The sequence below is a fragment of the Wolbachia endosymbiont of Folsomia candida genome (genome assembly GCF_001931755.2).
GTDB lineage: Bacteria > Pseudomonadota > Alphaproteobacteria > Rickettsiales > Anaplasmataceae > Wolbachia.
In genome coordinates, this window is the sequence record NZ_CP015510.2 from 1,575,701 (window position 1) to 1,599,017 (window position 23,317).

The following is a 23,317-nucleotide window of genomic DNA, read 5'->3' on the forward strand; positions in this document are numbered from 1 at the left end:
TTTTTTATTTAGCAAGGTATATCCTGTTGCTAAACTTATAATTTATATGTTAAATTTCTTGCAACGCCATTTTAAAATAAACGAAAAGTTAACTGTCATTCAATGGTTGTTATCACAACCATCACCTTTGTCATCCCAACCATTATCTATGTCATTCCAGTGCGTGACACTGGGATCTACCTTGTTGGCATTGTTGCTAACATATACTCCTAGAATCCGTTGTTCATTGCATGATTTGCAAATATTTTTATATCTGGATCCCAGTGTCACGCACTGGGATGACAGAAAAAAAAGACACTGGGATGACATAGAAAAAACGCACTTTGGTGACATGGAGAGGAGGATCTGGGATGAGAGGGAAAGAGAACACTGGGATGAAATTGAGAGAAGACACTGTGATGGCACGGAAAAAAGATACTGGTATGATAAAAGAGGGGTATTATGATTTTATATCACTTTCCTCTTTGTCCGTTTTCACGAAAAGTGAGAGCTCTTTTGAAAGAAAAAAAATTGAATTGTGATTTAGTGTATGAAAATCCATGGGAAAAACGTGATGAGTTTATGGAAGTTAACCCAACTGGGCAGGTGCCAGTATTGGTAGACAACAGCTCTATTATAACAGACAGTAATGCCATTTGTGAATACCTAGAAGAAATGTACTATAGCGACGTTAAGTTGCTTGGCTCATCTGTTACCATTAAATCTAAGGTGCGTGCTTTAATCAATTGGTTTGATAATAAATTTTATAATGAAGTTACTAAATACATTATGAATGAAAAAGTAATTATTAATCGCAGCCCCGATTCTAGATTTCTTCATGCTGCTCAACATAATTTGTCTTGCCATATAGAGTATATTGAACACTTGATTAATGAAAATGTTTGGCTTGCAACAGATAAGTTTACTTTAGCTGATATTACTTTAGCATCACATATTTCTGTAATGGACTACGTGAATAGCTTCCCATGGGAAAAAAGCGAAATTATAAAAGAATGGTATTCCATTGTTAAATCAAGGCCTTGTTTTCGCGAGATATTATCAGATAGAGTTTCTGGTTTGGTTCCTCCTAAACATTATATTGAACTTGATTTCTAGTTTATGTTAGCTTTAGAGCAACAGTCATTCCTTCATCAGTTGGTATTAGAATGGAATGGTATTTATTTTCATCTGATAATCTATTATTAAATTCTCTCATAGCGTGCCATGATTTTTTTGATACCTCCTCTGTAGGTGATTCCAAAAACACTGTATTAAACAGTAAAGTGTTATCTGCTACTATCAGCCCGTCTTGTTTTACATATAACTCTGCCCAATCTAAGTATTTAGGATAGCCACCTTTTTCAGCATCGATGAACATCATATCAAATGGTGCATTTATTGATAGCTCATTAAGCTTTTCAAGAGCATCACCCTCTATTAAAGTAATTTTATTATTCAAGTTAAAAGCACTAAAATTTTTTCTTGCTATTTCTGAATGCTCAGGATTATTTTCTATTGTGTATACGTGACCATCATCAGGCAGAGCTTTTGCCATACAAATCGATGAGTACCCATATAAAGTGCCCACCTCCACAATATTTTTTACTTTATTGATCTTTATAAACAAGCTGAGTAGCTTTGCTTCCTCAGGGCTGATTTGAATGTGTTGCTTTTTTTCAGAAATACAATATTCTCCTATTTTTTTATATTCCTTGGAAAATAAATTTCTTATGTATAATAATTTTTGATTAAAGTTATTGCGCATTATCTTTTGTACTATAAATTTAAGTAGGTTTGTTTCATATAAAATTTATAAATATCATAATATAGTTTAAAATAATAAAAATATTTATTTTAAGTTATTATTTTATAACGTAAAATTTTAAGTGACAAAAATTATTATATATCGTATTATAGTTAAGTAGTACAGTAGTTAATGAATTGCTATTCTACAATTATGGGGGATTGCTTATGTGCATTCTCTTTTTTTTAAGGTACCTATTTTTATAATCAATTAGAGGGGGTTATATGTCTTATAATATCACTAGTGAAGTTGACACACTAAGTAAAAAGTCTAACAAAGATGAAGGAATTGCGTTGCTGCACAATCCAGCTTATCGTGAGAAATTCAGAGAATATCTCGATTATGCACAAAAAAAAGCTATGGATATGGTTTTGTTTTATGACGGAACTATAGTTTTAATAGAAAACAAAATCGCTATGTATTACTATACTTGGCATAGTAAAAAAAGGGAGTTCGAGCGTAAAAAACAACAAACTATAACAAAAAACGACGGCTCAGCATAGATTTTGTTTGATAAGCTACAGTGGTATTACTTTACTGTAGCTTCATTATATAGTTCATCTATTACATTAGTGAAGTATGAGAGCTTTTTATATCCTTCGTGCTTAACTTTATCATGCTCTACCAATTTATCATCGTTAGACTTGATAAAAAATATTGGGGTTGCCATTATGCCAAGCTTATTGATTGCAAGTGACTTATCAGTTATAACTTTGTCCATTATTTTTTTATCGTTTATGCATTGATTAAACGCATCTTGCTTTAAATTGCTTAATCTAGCAACTCTTTGTAATACAGTTAAATCACTTAAATTGGAATAATTCCATGAATCTATTGAATTAAAAACAGCTTTGTTGAAATTAAAGTAATCTTCTTGTTTCTCGTAACAATGACTTAGCATTGCAGCTTTTAGTGCTCGATAATCTAAAGGAAAATGCCGAAATATATATAACATTTTACCTGTATCGATATATTTCTTTTTAATTTTAGGAAAAACATCTTTGTGAAAGAGAGAACAATGATAACAAGTTAATGAAGCGTATTCTACCATTAGAATTGGCGCTTTAGGATCTCCTAATAATTTATCATCAGGTAATGGTGATAGTAATTCTTTAGCCGTTATTTCGTTGATTTTTTTTTGATTGTAGCGGTTATCTGATAAATCTTGCTTAACGACTGCATAAGAATTAACGCATATGAAAATTAATAAGAGTAGTAGTCTAAAAATCATTATAATATAAATACTTAACTTACTAAAAAACTATGCACTTAGTCGAATAATGTCAAGATAACTTTTGTTTGTTGATCCTTTCAGCCCTGTCTTTAAATGCAGCGATTATCCTACTCTGGGTATATTTATATACTGAATTTAGCAGGATTGAAAACGAGCTCGATTTAAATTTAAACTCTATATAAAATTTTACCATAGTTTTGTTTTCATCTACTGGAATGAATTGCCATTCGTTGTATAAATGCTTGAATATTCCATTTGATGATACAGCCTTTATCCAGCCTTCATTTGTTTCGCTTGGATGAACAGAATCCACTTCTGATGTATATCTTCCTTTAATCCCCTGAAAAGAAGCTAGAAGATCTACAATCATTTTGTTATCAATTTTTTCTTTTATATGCACTGCTTTGCACCAAGGAACAAAATCAGGATATCTTTCAACATCAATTACAGTTTGAAATGCTTCATCTGGCGAACAGAGAAAAATGCCTTGTTCTTTGTATTGATGAAACATGAATTTAATACATATCAAAGTAGGATCCGTATCTACCGTCAGCCTTAGTAGATTCCTGAGACCTGAAGTTAAGGTGGGCATCGCATACTAGCTCCAATGGAGCCAACAGAGGCAATTCCCTTCTCTAGAAATTATCGCTCGGGAAATTTAACTTAACTCATAACGAATAGAACAGATCCGTAATAATTATAACAAATTTACGCACGGCATGTCTATAGATATATTAGGCCGTTCAATATAGCATAGCAAAGTAAAGATTAAATTTTTATCAACTCATATAACTCATCTCCCATTTTCTGATGAGGTTCTGCAGTTGGATGAAAGTAATCAAAAAATAAATGATCTTTCAGTGTTTCTTGGCTGCATCCATGATTGTAACGAGCCTCAAGTTTTCCTTCAAAGACTAGCTTAAAAAGTATTTTTGCAGTTTCTGCAAACCCACCAATTTCATCTGCAATGTCTGATATGCAGGCATCTTCATAATTTAAGCCCTTACCTTTATATTCATCAATCATGTCTTTCATTTTAGAATCAAGATCAAATTTCTTTATGTCGAGATTCGTGCATTTCTTCTTAATATCTTCCAGGCTGTCAGACAGTTTTTTATTAAAATCATTTGTGAGCATCGTTGCGAATTCTTTTGCCTTTTCGTTTTTATTAAAAGCTGGTATTAACCCAATATTAGGTGCGTTTGCAACAATGACATGTTGAACACCATGCTTGCTAAGTGTTTTAAGAGCGTTGCATATTTCGCTCACTGCTTGTTCTAATATTTCTTCTGCTTTACTACTATCATAGGTAGAAGCAAACATAACATCATTTCCACCAATCATGATAAGAAATAAATCTTCTTCTCCTATATCTGGATGATGCTCAATTAATGCATTTAATTGATTTGCTAATCGAAATTTATTGAAGAAGTAAGAATAAGTAGGATTGGAAATTTCAGATGCTGCCGCATATGAAACTGAATAATTTTGTCCTTTTTGCTCGTATTCTGTACAAAACATAGAAAACTTCCATCCAGATTGAAACTCTTCAAAACCTAAATGTTTTGCTACATATTCAACAGCCATAGGACCATTGCTGAAGGATCTACCTTGGTAAAAAGGTTCATCAAATTTTACGCTTCTAGCAAAGGATAAATGACTTAAAATTTCAGGAAGTCCACCAGTATCAGATAAGCTATCACCTAAAACATAAAAGTTTCTATATTTTAACTCGTTATTATCAATTCTATTACCCATAACTTGTTCCTATCAATTAATTCTCATGGAATTTTTTGAATTTACTAGACTTCTTTCGAAACCCTACTTCTGTGGGAAATTGCGTTGTCGCTTCGGTGCTCAAATCCTCATGTATGTTCAATACACTGCGGTTTTCCGCTTCGTGTGCTCCTAGCACTTGCAACTCATAAGCGAGTTTCGAAAGAACTCTAATTAAGCGTTCTCAATCCTCAATGCATTAATTTAAGAAATCTATTTAGCAGCCAGCGCTAAGAGATATTGATTCCCTTCTCTTTTAGGTGCTAATTCTACCTTTGCAACATCTTCAGTATCTCTAATGAGTCGCTCTAATTTTTCCAACCCAACATCAGTGTTTATAAGTTCCCTACCTCTAAACCTCATTGTTACCTTAACTTTATGACCATGTTCAAGAAAATCCCTTGCTTGGCGCAATTTTGTTCCATAGTCATGATCACCAATATTTGGACCGATTTTAACTTCTTTTGTAGTTAATGTTTTTTGCTTCTTCTTTGCTTCACTTGCTTTTTTCTTTGCATCATATTTTTGTTTACTATAATCCAAAATCTTACACACTGGAGGATCTGAATCAGGTGCAATTTCTACCAAATCCAAACCGATACTTCGTGCGGATTCTAAAGCTTGCTCTATCGATGTAGTCCCGACCTTTTCACCATTGTGATCAACTAAAAAGACTTTCTTGGCCGTGATGAACTCATTAATTCTATTTTTGTTATTTTTTTTAACTGACAAATTCCTACTCCTTTAACCTAAATTAATATTTTTTAATAGCAATTGGGTAGCTTGTTCAAGAGAAAAAGATTCTTGTTTTTCCGACCCTAAATTTCTGACTGACACAGTTTTACCTGCAACTTCATTTTTACCTATAACCCATAATATAGGTACCTTATTTGAACTATGCAAGCGTATCTTATAATTAATTTTTTCATTAGTTAAATCAGTCTTAACTCTAACACCATGCTCTTTAAGAATATTAGTAATTTCCATAGCATATTCATCAGCTTCATTGGTAATGGTAAGTATAGCAAGTTGCGTAGGAGCAAGCCAAAGTGGAAATTTTCCTGCGTAATTTTCTATTAAGATACCGATAAAACGTTCAAAAGTTCCAAGAATTGCCCTATGTAGCATAACAGGGTGGTGCTTTTGCCCATCTGCTCCTATATAAAAAGCTCCGAGCCGTTCCGGTAAAATAAAATCAACCTGCAATGTTCCACACTGCCAGCTTCTTCCTATTGCATCCTTTAGGACAAATTCTAACTTAGGACCATAAAACGCGCCTTCACCTGGATTCAGTTCATAGCTCAGTCCTGCCTCTTTAACAGCTTCAAGCAATGCTTTTTCAGCCCTATCCCACACTTCATCTGTTCCAGCTCTGACGTCTGGACGATCTGAAAATTTTACTGAGACTTCATTAAATCCAAGCTCTGTATATACTTCTTTCAAAAGGTCACAAAATTTTACAGTTTCAGAATTAATTTGTTCCTCTGTGCAGAAGATGTGAGCATCATCCTGCGTAAAACCACGAACTCGCATAAGCCCATGTAATGAACCTGAACTTTCATTTCTATGACATGTGCCAAACTCTGCCATACGTATTGGTAAATCACGATAACTCCTGGTGTGAGAGTTAAAAATCTGCACATGACAAGGGCAATTCATAGGCTTTATTGCTAACTTTTTATTTTCAGACTCGTCAACAACGAACATATTTTCACGAAATTTGTCCCAGTGCCCTGACTTTTCCCACAGTTCTTTACTTACCAAAATAGGAGTTTTTACTTCAAAATAGCCATTATTTATCAATTTCTTTCTTATATAAGACTCAAGAACGTTATATAAGGTATATCCTTGTTCATGCCAAAAAATTTGCCCTACTGCTTCATCTTGGATGTGAAATAAATCCATATCTTTAGCGATTTTCCGATGATCACGTTTTTCTGCTTCCTCTAAGCGTGTTACATAAGTGTTCAACTCATCCTTATTTCTCCATGCCGTGCCATATATGCGCTGCAACATTTGCTTACTTGAGTCGCCACGCCAATATGCACCTGCTATTTTCATCAACTTAAATGCTTTCACTCTACCTGTTGACGGTGAATGCGGACCACGACACAAGTCAATAAAATCACCTTGCTTATAGACAGTTAAGTTTTGATCCTCTGGTATAGAGGAAATAATTTCAACCTTATATTTTTCACCTATACTACTGAAAAAATCAATTGCCTGCTTACGGGTCCAAACTTCTCGAATGAACTTGTGATTGCTTTTTATGATCTCTTTCATTTTTTTTTCTATTGCAGTCAGGTCATCCGGAGTAAAGGCACGATCCGTAGCAAAATCATAGTAAAATCCATCCTGAATTGTTGGTCCAATGGTAACCTGAACACCAGGAAAAAGCTCTTTGACTGCTTGCGCCATAATGTGAGCAGCATCATGTCTTATTATATCTAAGCCTAGCTCATCACTGACTCGTATAACCTCTACCTCAGCATCGAATTCAATTGCGCGCGCAAGATCATATAACTCACCGTTTACTTTGAGTGCAATTGCTTCTTTTAGAATATCATTGTGCAATATGTCAAAGCCAGTGACTTTATTGTCATATTTCTCTATCATTTTTTCAGATGTGAAAGCAATTTTAATCATTTATCGATCCTTTTAGATAATCAATGGAAGCCAACATTGGTGTCATTTGAGTAACTCTATGGTTGTCATCCAAGTAACCTTCTCCCTTGTCATCCCAGTGCGTGACACTGGGATCTATCTTATTTTCACAGTGGACGTTATATGCTCCTAAAATCTGTTGTCCATTGCACAATTTGCAAATATTTTTATACCTGGATTCCAGTGTCTGGGCACTGGGATGACACCATATGGTTACTGAAACAGAGATTCTAGGAACATATGTTAAAATAACTTCCATAATGAGAACAAGATAGATCCCAGTATCACGCACTGGGATGACAAGGGGATGGCTACTTGGATGACAAGAGAAGGAAGACTGGAATGACGGTAGAATGATTTGAAAGCTATAAATTTTTAACATCAGTAGTATGGTTTATTTTTTTTTAATCTGAGTGCAATTGCATCTTCCCAAATATCACCATTACGCAAAAGCTTTTCTTTATTATACATTAATTCTTCTCTTGTTTCTGTAGCAAATTCAAAATTAGGTCCCTCTACAATTGCATCAACTGGACATGCCTCCTGGCAAAGTCCGCAGTATATACACTTTGTCATATCAATATCATAACGCGTGGTGCGACGGCTACCATCCTCTCTTTCTTCTGCTTCAATCACAATTGCTTGAGCAGGACAAATAACTTCACATAATTTACAAGCGATACACCGCTCTTCGCCATTTGGATATCTACGAAGTGCATGTTCACCACGAAACCTTGGACTCAAAGGACCTTTTTCCATAGGATACCTTAAAGTAACCTTCGGCTTAAACATATATTTGAGTGTAATAGCAAAGCCTTTAATTAACTCTACAAAAAACCAATACCAAATTAATTTCTTGCGCATTATGTACCAATGAATTATATTTATTACTATAAGTTATATCATAAAATTTTTAAAGAGTTTTTTCAAAGAAATTGGTAGGCACTTCTTAAGTAACAGTGCGATATAAAATAACAATAGAATATAATGGCAGTAATTTTTCTGGTTGGCAGAAGCAGCAACATTCTGCAAATTCAATACAAGAAACAGTAGAAAATGCTATATTTAACTTTAGTGGCCAGAAAGTTGCTTTACATTGCGGTGGAAGGACTGATGCAGGGGTTCATGCCTTAGAGCAAGTTGCTCATTTTGATATGCAAAAGGAATTTGAGCTTTATAGAGTAAGAAATGCAATAAATTATCATTTAAAATCAATTCCGATAGTTATACTAGGTGCAGAAGTTGTGAATGATAGGTTTCATGCACGGTTTTCAGCAAAAAAGAGACACTATGAATACAGAATAGTTAACCGTTATGCTCCTGCAGCCCTGGAAGCTGGGTATGTGTGGCAAGTATTTAACCCACTTGATGTGGATATTATGCGCGCGGCTGCTAAATATTTGCTTGGAAATCATAATCTTTCAAGTTTTCGCTCAAAAGATTGTCAAGCTGCAAATCCAATCAGAACAATTGATGATATCGATATTATACAAAATGGTAGTCATATATATATTAAAATATCCGCACTTTCTTTTTTACACAATCAAGTAAGAATTATTGTAGGTACTTTGGTTGAATTTGGAAAAAATAAAACTGACCCACAAGAAATGCTAAGAATATTAAATCAGTGTGAAAGAAGCGCTGCTGGAGTTACTGCGCCACCGTTTGGCCTATATTTGGTAAGAATAGATTACTGAGAAGCTATCTGTCATTGCAGTGCTTGAATATCCCATAAAGCGATAGGATTGATGTTTAGTATTAACTACTGGTGTATCAAGTAGTCCTCCTCTTGTCATCCGGCTTTGTTGCATAGCTACAGAAAGATTTGAAGTTATTAATAAAACTTCCCCTTTTTTTGTCATCCAAGTGCATTGACACTTGGATCCAGCAAGCAAAGGTTGCATATAATACGTTGTTAACATTGAAAATACGTAAATGGATTCCAGCGTCACGCGCTGGAATGAGAAAAACGTGTAGTATTTTTGAGCGATGCAACAAAGCCCTTAATTATAACCATTTTACAATAAAATCAGTCGTTAACTATTACATTTTCTAATTGCTATGCAACAAAGCCAACAAAGTTCGCTAGATCCCAGATACTGTCTTTGATGTCAAACAAATTATCCAACTAAATTACAATTAAATGGTTGATTGTTTTTAAGAATACCAAAAAAGACATGCATTAATTTTCTCATTAACGCAAGGACTATGACTTTTGGGCATTTACCTTTACTTGCTAGACGCTGACAAAATTTTTGAAAATGATTATTATGGTTTTTGACTACTATAGCTGTCATATAAAGGGCTTTTCGGACGCGCTCAGATCCTATTTTACATATGCAACTTCTCTTACTTACAGACGATCCAGATTCATAATGTCCTGGATTTAGACCAGCAAAAGCTGTAAATTGCTTAGCATTGTCAAAATTATCAACCGCTGGCATTTCTGCAATAACAGCAACAGCAGTAAGATGTCCTATACCTTTTATAGTCTTGAGGTTTTCTACCATATTTTTTAGATGTGGATAGTGATTTATATGCTCATTAATTTCTGTTTCGAGAACAATAATTTGCTCCTCTATTGCCAAAATTACCTTAGATATAGCTTCTTTGCAGCTGGAATGCATATTTTCATTTTCCAAGCGATTTGTCTGCTGCAACATATCATCTTTTAGCGATTGCAGGCAACGGTAAAGATCTCTTAAATGCCTCATTTCAGGTGCAATTGGTTTCCAAAGAGCAGGTTTATTCGCAATACAAAATCTAGCTATCATAGCTGCATCTGATTTATCTGTTTTATTTCTGAGCAGCTCACTTTTGCCAAAAGCCTTGATTTGAGCCGGGTTTACTATACTAACATTATGCCCTAAATCGTGCATAAAAGTAGCCAAATCTTCCCCATACCAGCTAGTTGCCTCAAGACACAGATGAATAAGATTTGCTCCATGGCCATTGCACCAAACCACAAGCTTTGCAAAGCCATCCTGATTATTTTGAAAGACTTTGTGTCGTTTTTTATTGTCCATCAGCAAACAAACATCAAATTTCTTTTTTGAAATATCCACACCCAAAATAGCATTTACTTGCATAAAATTACCTCCAAGACTATAAATAAACTGAGAGTTTAGACTAACCTTGTAATACGGGATATAATTCCAAAGATACTGTTCAGTCTTTTAACTCTATGGGAGGGGAGCAAAATCTGGAATTCGGCCTTATTGGCGTTAGTGTCAAGTCGGCTTCACCCTTCCTGCGTGGTATTTTAGCTCTAATGCCTCACATCATAAAGATACAAGTGTCACGCACTGGGATGACAGGAAAAAGCGCTGGAATGACACCGAACCAAGATGCTAATTTTTTACTCAAATAACAGTGATACAAGAAGTCTCATGTTTTAAGTCCTCATTGGCATTACTATATAGAGTGCATCCGGATCACTCTCGTCAGTTATTACTGTAGCGCCATTACCATCAATCAAGCTAAATTTACATTCATTTTTTATGCAAGAAAGAGCATCGAGCAAATAACGGGAATTAAACCCTATTTCTATAGGGGTATCATTATAATCCACTTCTATAGATTCAGTTGCATTGCTGCACTCCTCAGAATTTGAATGTAAAGTTAACTTGTTTTCTTGCAACGAAAATTTAATGGATTTTACTTTATCAGATACAACAACGGAAACTCGATCAATAACATCTGAAAGTTTTTTGCTTTCAATAATCATATATTTGCCTTGAAGTGCTGGAATGACTGCTTTATAATCTGGAAAAGTTCCATCTATCAATTTTGATATTAAAACATACTCCCCACACGTAAACTTAATTTTTCTTTCTGAAAGTTTTATATTAATTTTATCGGACTCATCTAATATTTTCAATAATTCCATAACAGTTTTGCGTGGAATTATCACACCAAATTCATCACTTACATTGCTAGGCTTGCCTTTCTTTATGCATGATAAACGATGACCATCAGTTGCAACACAGCAGAGAAACTCCTCATCTGTATGCATGTATATTCCATTTAAATTGTACCTAGTATCATCTAGCGACACAGCAAATTTCGTCTTGGTTAATAGATCTATCAGGTCCGTATTTAGTAGAGTGAAATCATATTTGTAATCATCTTCCTCTAGTGCAGGAAATTTGTCTGAAATCACGTTCGGTAAAGAAAAGTTTGCATTTCCACAAGACATTAACAACTTTCCTTGATTATTCACTTCAAAATTGACATCCGAATCAGCAGGTAATTTTTTTACTATGTCGTGCAAAGTATGTGCTGAGATTTTCACTTCTCCTTCTGTAAATATATTTGCAGGAAGCGAAGCAAATATTGAAATATCAAGGTCTGTAGCCATTAGTTTTATGTTACCACCTTGTGCTTTGATATTTATGCATGCCAAAACGTCTATTGCGTTACGCCTTTCAACTACACCACTTACTCTGGAAAGCGTATTCAAAAGACTTGTGCGGCTTACACTAAAATGCAATTGTTCATGCACAGGATTTTGCTTCTCAATTTTTATATCTAAATCTGCAATCTCTGACATTATAAAGCCCAAAAATATATTCTAGATGATATCTATACCTTGTTTTAAGTAAAGCGTTTTTCACAAGAGATTTATCCATGTCATAGTGTCTATAATAGGCATTGTTATCAAATTATTAATAATTCATAGGGTATAATTTATAGTATTTTATAGTAAGGTATGAATTATGACAGAGGTAAACAACACTAGTCCAATAGCTACTAAAGTTGAGGTAAATGGAAATAACGCCAGTCCAGTAGTTACATTGGAGGCTACAGCTAAAGAATTAGATTTTGGTAAATTAAGAGCAGATCCAGGCAATAAATCAGCACATTCTGGTAAACAGATGTATCTTGATCTTGGTAGGATGAATTTTATTATTAATGGAAAAGAAATAGATAATAATTTTATTATTGCATTGAAGCAAGGAGCTAAGCATAGGGAAAGCAAACTTTTTAATAGTGGCGCTATACATGCTACTGAGGTCAGATATAATGATATATTTAACGAAAAAGAAACAAGAGAAATAGATACAGATTTTGGTCAAGCTTTTGTTGCTTCAGTGCTCAAAGATCTTGAGGAAGAGTTTGCAAAGGATGCATTGGCTGAGTTGTGGAAGGATCATTGCAAAAATCCAAAAACTACTGCTGAGCAAAAAACTGGCTCATATAAGGAAGAGTTTGAAAGATTTTATAATATTGGCCAAAAGCACATTGATCTATTACCAACAGAAAAAGATAAAAACAAGGATTACCGTTCACTTGCAAAAGAAGTTTTTAAGGAAATATTCAAATATGCTGGAGCAGAAGTCCCAAGTGATGCCATTTTAAAAGAGCTAATCACCAATTGTAATCAAGCGGGTTATGAATTTGTGTACGCACCACTTATGGTAAAGCTTTTTAGTGAACACGAGTTACTTATGGATGTTAATGACAATAGTGTTAGTAGAGATGTATATATTAACTGCAGAAATTCGAATTCTGTGAAAGTTGAGTGTAAAATTCCAAAAATGCCTATCAATTATACCGGAGAGAATTCCAAAACAATATGTGATGCGTCATTTTCACTAGACTTTACACTTGAGTCTCAAAATGGTAAAGATGGTGTAACATATAAAGATGGTGAGCTGTCGCTTACTGTTCCTCGAGAGTTGAAAGATTATAAAGTTGGTGATAAGAGTGTGTTTGACATTATTAAAGAATGTTTCCAGAAATGCTGTGAAAAGCTAGGATTTAATTTCAAGACAAAAATAAAACATAATTTAGGTGATTCACTAAAGGTAAATGAACATTTCGAAAGTATGCAACTACCTACTCAAGTTGGCGCACATATACGCGTCCAATAGTAATTAAAACATTTCGAACTCTGTTGTACAGTCAATTATTTCAGAGTTCGGAAATTGATTCTTAAACCAGGTGTATTGACGTTTCGCATAGTGCCTTGTATTGATCTGTGCAATTTGTATTGCTTCTTTCAGAGTAATTTCACCGTTTAAATACCTTATAATTTCTGGCACTCCATGTGCTTTCATAGCTGGTAGGTGTGGATTCAGATTCATACTGATCAACTCTTTTACTTCATCAATTGCTCCATTCTCAATCATTTCTATAAAGCGGGAGTTTATTTTTTGATATACATATTCTCGTTCAGGTAAGATAGTGTATATCTTATAATTATTGAACAAAGGAGGCTGTCTATTTTCTTGCCATGCAAAAATTGACTTTTCAGTTTCAGTAATAACTTCAAGCGCTCTTGAAAGGCGATGTGAGTCATTCATGAGTATTTTACCTTGAATTTTTGGGTCTTTGCTTAGCACTAATTCGTAGAATTTCTCTTTGCTTAATTTTTCACTCAGTTCACTGACATTTTTTCTTACTTCCTGGCTTATTTGTGGTATTGAAGATAAGCCTTTGATTAAACTGCTAATGTAGAGCCCACTTCCTCCTGTAATAATGGGTATTTGCGAGCTTTCAAGTGCATTATTGACTTCTTTCTTTAAATCCTCTAACCACAGACCCACAGAATAATTTTCTTTTGCTGAAACGTAGCCATACAGTTTATAAAATCCTTCTTGCTTTTGCGGTTGAGCAGTTATTATGGGAATTTCTTTATATAATTGCTTTGAATCACAATTGATTACAGTAATGCTATTATATTTTTTTATCAGGTTGTTGCATAATTCTGATTTACCTGAAGCCGTAATTCCTGTAATAATTACTATATTGTTTCTCATTTATATTAATTTAATTAACATATGATACAGTATAATGAAAGTTTAGATTCTATAATCTAAAATTTGGAGATTTTTATGGCAGAAAAAGAAGACGATAATTCGTTTACTAAACGTTTTACAAGAAAAACTTCTGATGATGAAAGTTCTGGTAGTACTTCAGGTGGAGGATTTGCCAGCAAGTATTCATCTGGGAACACCAAAGAGCAGGCACTGGGAGCAAAAGGCAAGATTTCTGAATTGGCAGGTCAAAAGCCTGCTCCACCAGAGCCTTTTTCTGACACTGCAAGTGTAAAACGCACAAAGAAGGAGGAGGAAACTGATGATGGGGAAGGGTCTTTTGCTAAAAGAACAAGGAAAAGCAGATCAGATCTCATATATTTAGTGCGTGGGAAAGATCGTGGAAAATCGGCGTGGCATTATGTACTAGTTGATAAAGAAAAAAGAGAAATGTTTCTTGCAAAAAGCAGAACTGGCTCTATGGATGTTGCAGATTATGGAGAGATTTTATATTCAGGGTGGGGAGAAGATCCACCACAAGATATAGTTGATAAGATTAACGAAGAGTTTGGATTATAGCGAATTTAGGATAACATCAGCTTTCGAATTGATACGTGGTTTAATGTTTTATTAATCTTTTTCATAAGCATCTGAATCAGCTATACTCCCCTTCCTAGTAGCATTTGCACCATGTTGGAAGCCATTTCGGCGGCATGCCATATCTTTTAGATCGTGTATAGGCTTCAAGAGCATAAATTATTTGAATTAGTATGGAAAGTATGTTAGAATTAAAGCATAGTAAACGCAAATGGTTATGTTATGACAGCTATATCAACGCCACGAACAAAAGATCCTACATTTTTGGAGAGTCCTGTTCAGGCAACTGGTAAAAACAAGGAAATCCTTGAAGGACGCAGGGTAGCATATGGTAGTTTTTTGCGTTGGCTAGAAACGTATAGGGATTGGGATAAGCTTCCACAAGGTCAGAAGGAACATTTAGTTTTCATGTTAACAAACCATGAAACTATATTCAATAATGTTGATCATAAAAAGATAAAAGAGCTCAGTGAGGAAAATTTTCCTCAGTTTTTACTTTCAGTATATAAAAAGATCAGAGCAGAAAACTTAGCTGGTGAAAAGAGTTTAAACGAAGTTAAAATACGAGAAATAGTAAATGAGTGTATAGATGATATACGTGGTACAGAAACTGTAGATTCACTCAAAAAGCTTGTTGGCAAGCCATTTGGAATAAAAATAGATACTAAAAATTTTTGGCAGTCCATTAAAGATGGATTATTAGAAAAAATACCAATTTTGGGTAAGGTTTTTGGTAAAGGTAAAAAAGAAGAAGATGATGATAAGCCTGCACTGACTAATGAAGGGATGACGAAACGATTCTTACGTAAATCTTTTCTTCCAATTCTGTTTTTTGCTCTTGCGCTGCTATTAAGCGGTCCAATAGGAGTGTTTGGTCTTTTTACCATCCCTCATATTGTAGTGATATCAATTGCTGTTATTGCTTTTGTTAGTGCTGAGTATAAGGAAGCAAAAAATCTTGTCTCAAACGATAAAAAAGGTACTGTATACAATCCTGGTTCCGAAGAAGATCAGTGTTTTTCATGTCACGAGCAAGATATAGTGGGAAAATCTGCTGAGTTAGCAGCTAAGCGCGAAGAAGAAGAAGCTAAGAAGAAAGAGGAGGAATTGGGTGAAAAAATCAGTAACGGTATTAGTGAGATTGTGCACTCTCCACTTACAAAAGGAGCTGAGAAAAGTGGAAAGTCTAGTGCTTCGCTTGAGGAAGTATTAATAGAGCGACCTGGGCAAGCTCAATCTACTCAATGGCAACAGATGGTAGAGGACAAAAAGGCAGCACGGGACGGCAATGATGGTCCACGTATTATTCAATAAATCTTAGATTTAGGAATTAAAGTTCTTTCAAAATTATAAATTACCACAGATTTTTATCCTTATGCGGATTTATTTCGGTGTACCTAGTGCAAGCAATTCTTAAAAGAAAATTCCTGGATTTTGATGTAACGTGGTGAAATGACAACAAAAAATTTTCCCTGAGTCGTAGCTATACCTAAATAATTTGAGTTATACAACAAATTAAAAGTGCAGTATTTAAGCTATATTCACATTTTTTTTATTAAAATGCTATTTACTTATTAACTTGAAATATATAACAATATAAATATGAACACTAACAAATTAGCAGTAGTATTTGACTGGGATAACACCTTAGTTGACACTCAAGATAACATTTTCAACGCTATCAAGCATACTATAAATTTGATGGGATATAGCAATAAAAGTGCGGATAGAAATTCTCATGAATCAAGAAAGAGCTATATGGTGAGTTTATTTGGCGATCAGTGGAAAAAAGCAAATCAGATATATCAACAATATTTAGATAAGGCGCTCCTGCAAAATATTACTCTGAATCCACAGGTAGAGGAAATGTTGCAAGCACTGAAAAGCCGCAATGTTTATCTAGCAATAGTAAGTAATAAGAAAAATACTAATTTACGTGAAGAAGTTGCCTACTTTAAGTTAGATTCATACTTTGATAGAGTAGTTGGATCAGGTGATACAGCAGAAGATAAACCATCTGCGACACCGCTATTATTTGCCTTAGAAGAAAGCACGTTACCAATAAATAAAGAGAATGTGTTTTTTGTTGGCGATAGCATAACAGACATTTTTTGTGCACAAAGTGCTAATTGCTTACCGATTATATATGGTCAATCGATAAATGGTTATGAAGATTTGTTATGTTTTCAACATTTTGATAAACTTACAGATTTTATAATAAAGTATTTAGAAGATAGGTGATATGACCGCTGCTGCAGAGATTGCTACTATACAAAGACGTTTTTTTGCATATTTAATAGATGCAGCAATTTTATTAATTCCAACACTATTAATTGTAATATTGCTGAAAGATTTTCCATTAATTTTCCATCTATTATATATATGCCTCAATTGTAGTTACTTCACTCACTTTATATCATCAAAGGCTCAAGCAACTCCTGGTCAACAGTTGATGAATATATACACAGTTAACGTAGACAACTCCAAAATAGACTTGGGGTTAGCGTTTGATAGGAGCATTTCTCAGTTTTTTCTCCCTCTACTCAGTAACATAATAATTGTCATTATTGAATTTTTTCAAGAGGAAGACGTATTAGTAAATGTTTTAAGTATATTAAAGGCATCTATAATGCTTCTCACTATTTGTTGGTATCTAGTTGCTTGTTTATCTATAAAGAAACAGACGTTTCATGATATGCTGTTTGATACAGTTGTTGTAAAAGGAGCAATTAAATGAATTGCTATAATCATCATTGTCATATAGATTATATTAATAGGTTAAACTAAAGGAAGATTATGAGTGAAGAGATAGTAAAGCATTTAAATAAATTGTTGACAAATGAATTGACCTCTGTGCGTCAGTATCTTTTACATTTTTCGATTTTTAAAAACAATGGAATTGATAGGTTTGCAGAGAAGATGAAAAATGAACTCACTGAAGAGCTCGAGCATGCAAATAAATTGGCGGAAAGGATTTTATTGCTCAAAGGCGTGCCAAATTTTCAAGACACAAATGAAGTATCAAAGTATGATGGAAAATTCACAAAAGATACCATAAAAGATGTTCTAGCAGCTAATTTGAAATTAGAGAAAAAAGGTATAGAAAGTATAAGAGAGGCAATCTCTGTTGCTGAAAAAGAAAAGGATTTTGTAAGTGTGATGTTACTTGAAGAGCTACTCAAAAATGAGGAAGAGCATTTCCATTGGATCGAGAAACAGATTGATATTATTGGGCTAATGGGTGTTGAAAATTATTTAAGAACACAAATATAGAGTGTTAAAAAAAATAATCTTTATTTTTATTATACCTTGCTTACTCCTTTTTTTATTGGGGTTATGGCAATTGTCTAGGCTGAATTGGAAGAATAATATTATCAAAAGCATGAGTCTTCCAATTGTGCATCTTTCACGTGATAATGATCTTGAAGAATTCAATTATAGGCACGTTAAAATTGATGGAATGCTGAGTAACATAGAACTATATGTTTTTGCTGGGCAACGAGGGTATCATGTGCTTTCCCCTATGCTGCTTTCTTCTGGAAATTACATGCTAGTCAATAAAGGTACAGTCACCACAAAAAAAGAAAGAGCAACAAAGGTTGAAAAAGTAATTGCAGGTGGAACTTTATATTGTGATAGCAATAAAAGCAAAAATTGGTTTATCAAAAACGATACTTCATCCAATATGTGGTTTACCTTGAATACAGAAGAAATTTCTAACGAACTCAGCATTAGACTAGAGAAGTGCATATTATGGCAGGATGATTTCAGTGGTAAATTAGTTATAGAGCCATTGAAGCATTTGGAGTATGCAATAACTTGGTTCTCGCTCTGCTTAATTTTGTCAATTATGTGTGTAGTTTATTACAGGCAAAGCCTTGTACATACTCAAGTGCATGGCAAAGAGTAAGTAGTAAGGTATAAGCCCAAGACGAGATACCGCGAATAAATCCACAGCTGTACGAACGTCTAATTTAGCGAGAAAGTAAACCAAAAACATCAACCTTTGGTGTCATTTCATTAGCACTCCTCCTGTCATCCCAGTGCGTGACACTGGGATCTCACTGAGTAATCTCATAATATAAATCATACCAATTTGGGTTTTTCCTTGCAACTAAATCGATTTTCCATTCCCTTTTCCAACTTTTTAAAAGTTTTTCTCTATTAAGAGCTGAATCTATGTCTTGAAATTCTTCAAAATAAACTAATTTTTGCACATTGTATTTCGACGTAAAACCAGAAACAACCTTGTTCTTATGCTCCCAAACTCGTTTAATTAAATTCGACGTAATGCCTATATACAGAGCCGTGTCTACTTGCAAGTATATAAATATAATAATTTTTCATAAAATTTAGATCCCAGTGTCACGCACTGGGATGACACGATGCGGAGCATTCGGATGATACCAATAGTTGATACTTAACACAAGACCTATCGCTTTACGGGATGTTCGTACAGTTGTGGATTCATTCGCGGTATGACGTCGGGTATTTCAGCTATATATTCCTTAAGGAACTAAAAAGCCTTCTATTTTCACTTTAACCGCGCTGGCTGTTCGCTCTACATGGCTTTGAAAGCTGCACACCACTTACTAAAGAATTCACCAAAGAATGCGCTGTTATATCGCTGGAGTCTAAATTTTTTACTATTTCACTTGCTTTGTCCATAACATTTTCAGATAGATTAATTATTTCAGAAGCTTGAAGTTTGCTAGAACAAGATCTTTCAAAATACCCTTTTTTAATAGCATCACCAAGAGGCATCCTTCCGAGCTGGTATTTCCCCCATACTTTTTTCTTTTCTTCGTCACTTAATTCATCGAGTTTCTTTCTATCATTATCACTGACTTCTACAATTACCCTATCTTTATTATGCACATCATGATATAATGTGACCTCTAATCCCATAAGTGTTAATATAACACATCCATTGCCTGAAAAATTAGCGTAGTTTTTTATGCCATCGTTTACTTCGATCTCTACTTCATTTTCACCAATTTTTACTATACCACCACTAGACTCTCCTAAGCTTTTTGCTCCATCTATAACTTCAGTAACATCAACTACACTATCTTCTGAATACTCCAGATAGAAAGTAGTGTGGTCTATGTTTAGCTTATTTAATTTACCTTGGCTTATTGCGCTTCCAATAACTCTCTGAAACTCATTAATACGCTTACAAAACTCTTTGTTAGCTTTTTGCAGATTAACTTCATGCTCTTCAAAAATTTCTGATTTCTTCAACTCGTCATTTATTTTGTTATAACCTTCACCAGAAACTCCTCCTTTCGACACTAATTTGCAAACTATGCTGCTTGCAATTTTTGGATCTAGCTTTAACTGACATGCCTTAAATAGCACTACATTTGCAAATGTATCTTTATTACCTTGAGCATAATTTATTCTGACTCCAGCTTTCAAAGCTTCATCAACAATTTTATATAGCTCAAGCATATTCTGAGCTTTGGATACTAGATATAAAAATTTATTTAGCTTTAATTCCTCACGCTTTATTAGCTTAGTTTGTTCAAGATGGCTTCTTTCTTCTACACGTACTTTTTGTGTAGAAACGTCTGAAAATCTAGTGTTAGGTGCTTTCTGATTAGTATTGGTTATAGGCTCTTCATCACTTTTTGTGTCAACACTTTTAGCTTTATCACTTTCACTATATTCAAAATTGGCATTATCTGGATTAATTTGCAAGTTTATACCTTTTCGTGAAATACTACCCCAAGCTTTAGCACAACTCGCTTCTTGAACATCACATGCTTGTCCCCATCCAGACTCTGTAATATTCAATCTTTCAGCCCTTTCATTTGTAGTGGTTGTATAGATTTTATCCAATTCATTTTCAATTTCTTCTCTTGTTACTCTCTTTTGATTTCGATATTCTAACTCATCGTGATCACCTTGAAGATCCCATGCATCCATATAGTCATCAGCTAGATCTTGATAAAGAGTAGGTTCTTTAACGCGAGAACCTATTAAGTCATAAAAATCCTCATCAAATACAGGAGCACACGCTTCTTCGCTTACTGGAGCACTAGGTGATTTTCCACCATTTCTAGGTTCTATTGCATCTTCTAGTATTCTATTGATCTCTTCTTGATTTTGTGTAACTTGCAACAAAAGATCAAGAAAAGCCTTTGCAACCTCTTTTTGAACTTTCTCATTATCTGTTACTTCCAAAGCATCAGTTAGAGAATTTTTTATCTCCTTAAAAAACTGATCTTTCCAAATTTCAGATCTTTTATCAATGCCTTGAGACATTAAAGATTCAACATGAGAAACAGATGCCAAGCTCCGCACAATTTCAAACCTTTCCTTTCTGTCTTCTTCTGTGCAGCCTTCATCAGATGCGCGCTTAATTGCAATATGGAGCGGTAACCAATTTCTACTATCTTCAATACTTGGTTTTGCCGATAAAAATCTACTTACATTACTGCTATTACTATCTTCTGTTAGGATTGAAAGAGGAGTTGCATTTGTGTGTTCAGTGTTATTTACGTTTACAGTATTATCCTGAATGTTAATATAATCAGCATCACAAGAAAGCTCATTTTCTCTTCCTATATTACCAATTACTGAACTTGAAATGATATCACACTGAACATTGAGATCTGCTTTTTTCTCGATAAAGAATTTTATTTGGCTCAAATTTCCATATTTAGCTGCAATATGAATTGGGGCTATGCCATGGTTATTCTTTTGATTAATATTCACTCCATATTCTACAAGAAGATCCAAAATTTCTTTACGACAACCCCACTTTATTGCATGATGTAAAAGTGTATTACCTTCATTATCTGTAACGCTGAGAAGTTTTTTAGCCTCTTCTACATTGATAAGTTCCTGTGAGCTGCCATACTTATCTTCTGCTATGATTTTAGGTAAAAGAGTTTTTAGCGCATGAAGTTCTTTCTGCCTGATTGCAAAATGAAATACTGTAAAGCCATTTTCATCTGCTATATTTACATCTGCTCCATTTTCCAAGAACAGTTTTATATTACTGTATTTTCCATGTTCAACGGCAAAAAACAGCGGTGTATGCCCATATTCGTTTTTATCATTAATTACATCATTAATTACATCTTTTTTTATTTCATCATCAACATTTACACCTTCTTTTATAAGGCTTTGAATAATTTTTTCTGTAATGCTTTGTATAAGGCTTTGAATAATTTTTGCATTATCTTCAACCTCGTTATCATATTCAGGACGATATTTATTTGATTCATCGAAAAGTTGATTACACTTTTCCTCATCATCAGTATGCTCATGATTAGCAGCATAGTGCAATGCGGTATTGTCATGTTTATCCTTAGCATGAGCATCTGCACCATTCTTTAAAAAACTTTCTATTATTAGAGGAGATCCAAACCTTGAGGCTATTAATAATGGTGTGGCACCATCTCCATTTTTAACATTAATATCTACCTTTCCAAAAAAAGGCTCTATATTACGCCTGTCGCTTTTCTGACTAGCAACATGTAACGGAGTATCTTCTCCTTTAATGTGAGATAGTAGAGATCTTTTATTTACAATTTTATAATCAGCTCCGTGTGCCAGTAACAATTCCACTACATTGCTATATCCAGCATTTTCCACAGCACAATGCAACGGTGTATTGCCATTATCATCTTGTACATTAAGAAGTTGAGTTCGCTGTTTATCCTCCGTTGACTGTAGTAATAACTCAACAATATTTTCTCGACCATTAGCTGCAGCATGATGTAATAATGTTCTCCCAAAAAGCTCATCCCTTAAATTTACATCTGCTCCTTTCTTAATAAGAAGTTTAGCAACTTTGATACATTGATCTTTATTAGAATAGTCTGTAGCATCAATAACAAGTTCTAATACTGTTTTACCGAAGCTTTGTGCATTTGGATCGGCTCCTGCTTTTATTAAGGATTCTATAATATACGGGTAATAATAAATATTAGCCCAATCTTCGTGAGCAGAATCAATTACACACTCTATAGCTGATTTTCCATTTTGACCACGTGCATTTGGATCAGCGCCTGCATTCACTAAGAGTTCTATAATATACACATAATCTTTAATATTAGTGTAATCTCTATAGGCAGAATCGATAACGCACTCTATAGCTGATTTTCCATTTCCATCTCGTATATTAGGATCAGCTCCAGCTTTCAAAAGTAAATCAACTGCTTCTGCATTCCAATCTGCAACATAATGTAATACTGTTGATGCAGATTCTCCTCTTTTTAAATTAAGAACAAACTTTAGGTTTGGGTCATCTTTATTTTCTGCTAAGAACCTTTCTAAGTTTCCAACGCCACTATAATCAAAGCTATCAACATAAGGCTTGCCTATAGTGCTATTTAAACTCCAGACAGCATCATCTAATTCCTTACACAATTCTGTTGGTGATTTATTACCAAAGAATGGTTTTACGTCTGACTCAAAAGAAGTTTGAACCAATTGTCTTGGACGTTCAGTACCCATATCTACCCCCTAACCCCTCAAAATATATTA

26 protein-coding genes and 1 other RNA gene are annotated in these 23,317 nt (G+C 34.2%); 11 read left to right on the top strand and 16 right to left on the bottom strand.

Annotation, left to right across the window (positions count from 1 at the left end; translation table 11 throughout):
• Positions 1-46: 46 nt before the first annotated feature.
• Positions 47-445 (top strand): hypothetical protein, encoded by a 399-nt coding sequence (locus tag ASM33_RS07240; protein WP_112477245.1) that lies wholly within the window; start codon positions 47-49, stop codon positions 443-445.
• Positions 442-1,095 carry a glutathione S-transferase family protein gene (locus tag ASM33_RS07245; RefSeq protein WP_110409764.1) on the top strand — a complete coding sequence of 218 codons (654 nt, stop codon included), beginning with the start codon at positions 442-444 and terminating at the stop codon, positions 1,093-1,095. The genes ASM33_RS07240 and ASM33_RS07245 overlap by 4 nt, the downstream gene beginning before the upstream one ends.
• A gap of 1 nt (position 1,096) precedes the next feature.
• Here the strand turns inward: ASM33_RS07245 and ASM33_RS07250 are convergent, their stop codons facing one another.
• Positions 1,097-1,744 (bottom strand): O-methyltransferase, encoded by a 648-nt coding sequence (locus ASM33_RS07250; RefSeq protein WP_110409763.1) that lies wholly within the window; start codon positions 1,742-1,744, stop codon positions 1,097-1,099.
• A gap of 263 nt (positions 1,745-2,007) precedes the next feature.
• Between ASM33_RS07250 and ASM33_RS07255 the strand changes: the two genes are divergently transcribed.
• The gene (locus ASM33_RS07255; protein WP_110409762.1) at positions 2,008-2,286 is read left to right on the top strand and encodes a hypothetical protein; all 279 of its coding nucleotides are present in this window, start codon (positions 2,008-2,010) and stop codon (positions 2,284-2,286) included.
• A 26-nt stretch (positions 2,287-2,312) separates the two neighbouring features.
• On the opposite strand, the gene ASM33_RS07260 is transcribed toward ASM33_RS07255, so the two are convergent.
• From ASM33_RS07260 to nuoI, 9 genes are all read right to left on the bottom strand, one after another.
• On the bottom strand, positions 2,313-3,014 hold the full coding sequence (locus ASM33_RS07260) for a thioredoxin domain-containing protein (protein ID WP_110409761.1): 702 nt from the start codon (positions 3,012-3,014) through the stop codon (positions 2,313-2,315).
• Between the two features lie 52 nt (positions 3,015-3,066).
• Positions 3,067-3,528, bottom strand: coding sequence for a type II toxin-antitoxin system RatA family toxin (locus ASM33_RS07265; protein WP_110409760.1), 462 nt, complete (start codon positions 3,526-3,528; stop codon positions 3,067-3,069).
• A 19-nt stretch (positions 3,529-3,547) separates the two neighbouring features.
• Positions 3,548-3,709, bottom strand: a non-coding RNA gene (gene ssrS / locus ASM33_RS07270) — 6S RNA.
• 76 nt (positions 3,710-3,785) lie between these two features.
• Entirely contained in the window at positions 3,786-4,775 is a 990-nt protein-coding gene (locus ASM33_RS07275; protein WP_110409759.1) for an SGNH/GDSL hydrolase family protein, read from the bottom strand.
• Between the two features lie 16 nt (positions 4,776-4,791).
• On the bottom strand, positions 4,792-4,932 hold the full coding sequence (locus ASM33_RS08410; RefSeq protein WP_157956392.1) for a hypothetical protein: 141 nt from the start codon (positions 4,930-4,932) through the stop codon (positions 4,792-4,794).
• 74 nt (positions 4,933-5,006) lie between these two features.
• Complete coding sequence (infC, locus tag ASM33_RS07280; protein ID WP_110409758.1) at positions 5,007-5,525, bottom strand: translation initiation factor IF-3; 519 nt, start codon at positions 5,523-5,525, stop codon at positions 5,007-5,009.
• Positions 5,526-5,537: 12 nt separating this feature from the next.
• Positions 5,538-7,439 carry a threonine--tRNA ligase gene (gene thrS, locus ASM33_RS07285; protein WP_110409757.1) on the bottom strand — a complete coding sequence of 634 codons (1,902 nt, stop codon included), beginning with the start codon at positions 7,437-7,439 and terminating at the stop codon, positions 5,538-5,540.
• A complete protein-coding gene (locus ASM33_RS07290; protein WP_157956393.1) occupies positions 7,432-7,839 on the bottom strand; it encodes a hypothetical protein in 408 nt (135 codons plus the stop codon). The genes thrS and ASM33_RS07290 overlap by 8 nt, the downstream gene beginning before the upstream one ends.
• Complete coding sequence (gene nuoI / locus ASM33_RS07295; RefSeq protein ID WP_110409755.1) at positions 7,839-8,321, bottom strand: NADH-quinone oxidoreductase subunit NuoI; 483 nt, start codon at positions 8,319-8,321, stop codon at positions 7,839-7,841. The genes ASM33_RS07290 and nuoI overlap by 1 nt, the downstream gene beginning before the upstream one ends.
• A gap of 95 nt (positions 8,322-8,416) precedes the next feature.
• Here nuoI and truA point away from each other — a divergent pair, with 95 nt between their 5' ends.
• The gene (gene truA, locus ASM33_RS07300; protein ID WP_110409754.1) at positions 8,417-9,154 is read left to right on the top strand and encodes a tRNA pseudouridine(38-40) synthase TruA; all 738 of its coding nucleotides are present in this window, start codon (positions 8,417-8,419) and stop codon (positions 9,152-9,154) included.
• Here the strand turns inward: truA and ASM33_RS08415 are convergent.
• The 3 genes from ASM33_RS08415 to dnaN all read right to left on the bottom strand — a co-directional run bounded on the left by ASM33_RS08415 (position 9,128) and on the right by dnaN (position 12,009).
• Positions 9,128-9,379: a hypothetical protein gene (locus ASM33_RS08415; RefSeq protein ID WP_110409753.1), complete on the bottom strand. Its 252-nt coding sequence runs from the start codon at positions 9,377-9,379 to the stop codon at positions 9,128-9,130. The genes truA and ASM33_RS08415 overlap by 27 nt on opposite strands.
• Before the next feature lie 198 nt (positions 9,380-9,577).
• The gene (locus tag ASM33_RS07305) at positions 9,578-10,546 is read right to left on the bottom strand and encodes an IS110 family RNA-guided transposase (RefSeq protein WP_110409752.1); all 969 of its coding nucleotides are present in this window, start codon (positions 10,544-10,546) and stop codon (positions 9,578-9,580) included.
• 305 nt (positions 10,547-10,851) lie between these two features.
• Positions 10,852-12,009, bottom strand: coding sequence for a DNA polymerase III subunit beta (dnaN, locus tag ASM33_RS07315; protein ID WP_110409750.1), 1,158 nt, complete (start codon positions 12,007-12,009; stop codon positions 10,852-10,854).
• Between the two features lie 166 nt (positions 12,010-12,175).
• Between dnaN and ASM33_RS07320 the strand changes: the two genes are divergently transcribed.
• The gene (locus ASM33_RS07320; protein ID WP_110409749.1) at positions 12,176-13,333 is read left to right on the top strand and encodes a hypothetical protein; all 1,158 of its coding nucleotides are present in this window, start codon (positions 12,176-12,178) and stop codon (positions 13,331-13,333) included.
• A 3-nt stretch (positions 13,334-13,336) separates the two neighbouring features.
• On the opposite strand, the gene miaA is transcribed toward ASM33_RS07320, so the two are convergent.
• Complete coding sequence (gene miaA / locus ASM33_RS07325; protein WP_110409748.1) at positions 13,337-14,221, bottom strand: tRNA (adenosine(37)-N6)-dimethylallyltransferase MiaA; 885 nt, start codon at positions 14,219-14,221, stop codon at positions 13,337-13,339.
• A 75-nt stretch (positions 14,222-14,296) separates the two neighbouring features.
• On the opposite strand from miaA, the gene ASM33_RS07330 reads away from it, so the two are divergent.
• The 6 genes from ASM33_RS07330 to ASM33_RS07355 all read left to right on the top strand — a co-directional run bounded on the left by ASM33_RS07330 (position 14,297) and on the right by ASM33_RS07355 (position 18,725).
• Complete coding sequence (locus tag ASM33_RS07330) at positions 14,297-14,797, top strand: hypothetical protein (protein ID WP_110409747.1); 501 nt, start codon at positions 14,297-14,299, stop codon at positions 14,795-14,797.
• Positions 14,798-15,037: 240 nt separating this feature from the next.
• Positions 15,038-16,129: a hypothetical protein gene (locus tag ASM33_RS07335; RefSeq protein WP_110409746.1), complete on the top strand. Its 1,092-nt coding sequence runs from the start codon at positions 15,038-15,040 to the stop codon at positions 16,127-16,129.
• A 288-nt stretch (positions 16,130-16,417) separates the two neighbouring features.
• Complete coding sequence (locus ASM33_RS07340; protein WP_110409745.1) at positions 16,418-17,056, top strand: HAD family hydrolase; 639 nt, start codon at positions 16,418-16,420, stop codon at positions 17,054-17,056.
• A gap of 1 nt (position 17,057) precedes the next feature.
• The gene (locus ASM33_RS07345) at positions 17,058-17,552 is read left to right on the top strand and encodes an RDD family protein (RefSeq protein WP_110409744.1); all 495 of its coding nucleotides are present in this window, start codon (positions 17,058-17,060) and stop codon (positions 17,550-17,552) included.
• Positions 17,553-17,611: 59 nt separating this feature from the next.
• Positions 17,612-18,088, top strand: a complete 477-nt coding sequence (gene bfr, locus ASM33_RS07350; RefSeq protein ID WP_110409743.1) for a bacterioferritin — start codon at positions 17,612-17,614, stop codon at positions 18,086-18,088.
• Between the two features lies 1 nt (position 18,089).
• Positions 18,090-18,725: an SURF1 family protein gene (locus ASM33_RS07355; protein WP_110409742.1), complete on the top strand. Its 636-nt coding sequence runs from the start codon at positions 18,090-18,092 to the stop codon at positions 18,723-18,725.
• A 151-nt stretch (positions 18,726-18,876) separates the two neighbouring features.
• Here ASM33_RS07355 and ASM33_RS07360 read toward each other — a convergent pair whose 3' ends face one another.
• A complete protein-coding gene (locus tag ASM33_RS07360; protein ID WP_410543246.1) occupies positions 18,877-19,137 on the bottom strand; it encodes a GIY-YIG nuclease family protein in 261 nt (86 codons plus the stop codon).
• Between the two features lie 217 nt (positions 19,138-19,354).
• Positions 19,355-23,287, bottom strand: coding sequence for an ankyrin repeat domain-containing protein (locus ASM33_RS07365; protein WP_110409740.1), 3,933 nt, complete (start codon positions 23,285-23,287; stop codon positions 19,355-19,357).
• Positions 23,288-23,317: the final 30 nt, after the last annotated feature.